Source organism: Pseudoalteromonas sp. P1-7a (assembly GCF_001401855.1).
In the GTDB taxonomy this organism is placed as follows: domain Bacteria; phylum Pseudomonadota; class Gammaproteobacteria; order Enterobacterales; family Alteromonadaceae; genus Pseudoalteromonas.
On sequence record NZ_LKDU01000073.1, the window covers coordinates 1 to 1294 of the forward strand.

2 protein-coding genes are annotated in these 1294 nt (G+C 34.6%); both read right to left on the reverse strand.

Features of this window, described 5'->3' with window-relative positions; genetic code table 11:
- The coding region (locus AN389_RS19470) for a sugar-transfer associated ATP-grasp domain-containing protein (RefSeq protein ID WP_200911314.1) at positions 1 to 773 on the reverse strand (773 nt) is incomplete at its 3' end.
- Between the two features lie 92 nt (positions 774 to 865).
- Positions 866 to 1294 (reverse strand): sugar-transfer associated ATP-grasp domain-containing protein (locus tag AN389_RS19475; RefSeq protein ID WP_327077943.1); only part of this gene is annotated, 429 nt, incomplete at its 5' end.

Genomic DNA, 1294 nt, shown 5'->3' on the forward strand with positions numbered 1-1294 from the left:
CCTATTCCGCCTTGTTTACCAGACCAATTATCAACCTTGCGGCCATTTCTTCCAATTCGCAAATAAGCTGAATTTATAATTACTTCGCCTGATTTTGTAAGCAGTGAGTCGACTCTAATTGTATTTACAGCTTCAGGATATAAACGGTGATTAAATGAATGCTGTTGTATTTTTTCTTCAATTAAATAGCTGCCAGAATATTCAGTAAATAGTTTTTTAAGTAATTCTGTTGAGTTATAGCCCTCTCCAGACACTTCAAACTTTTTGCCAGTATGTGAATTTACATTTATTACATTTACTCCAGCCCCTTGTTGCGAATCGATTACTGGCTTAATCACTATAGCCTCGGCTGAAATCGCGTTTAATATAACTTCAGCATTAACGCTATTCAGCCCTTTATACTCATTTGTAAAAGCATTGTACGAAATAACATTAATTAATTTTGCTGTCGGTATACCGGCATCGGCCATCAATTTATGAAATAAAAATTTATCGTCTGCAAACACTGTATATCTATTATCGTTTATACAATCTTGCCTAAATTGAGCAAAAAGCAAACCAGTTGCGTATAACTTGACTTCGTCTAAGCTTTTACCTTTTTTATAACCATCGTATTTAAAGTAATTGTGCGGCCAAAACTTTATTGCCCTTGTTAGTGAATAAAGTTCTTTGACTTGCTGTATCAATGGCTTTCTATCTTTGTCACGAAGCATTTTTACAACAAATTCGTTATAGAGATAAGTTACCCTACCTTTATTAATAACATTAAACATACTAACTTCCTTTTTAAACTTTTGCTTACTAATGCAAACAGCGAACTAACACAAATATATAAGAACTAACTTCTACTTAAGCGAAATCAAACTTAACTAGAATGCACTGCAAAATACTTTGAATAGGGCGTATTCTTAGCATAATTTACGAGTTCATTGTAAAAGACTTTATTTTCACCGAAGGCCTGTGTACAGGTTTGTTGAGCTAAAATATCATAATCTGCATTGACCTCTAAAACTAACGGTCCGTCTTCAGCTAATGCTATATCCCAACCTAACGCCCTAAGATTAGGAAATTGTAGAGCTGCGTCTTTAACTATGTTGATAATTTCTTCCCAGTAAGGAACTACAAGGCCAGAAAAAGATACATGGGTATCTGGGTGTTCAGTATATAAATTTTTAGAGTAGTCGATACCTTGCGAGCTTAATGCGCCATTTTTAATATTAACGTTAACCCCTATTCCGCCTTGTTTACCAGACCAATTATCAACCTTGCGGCCATTTCTTCCAATTCGCAAATA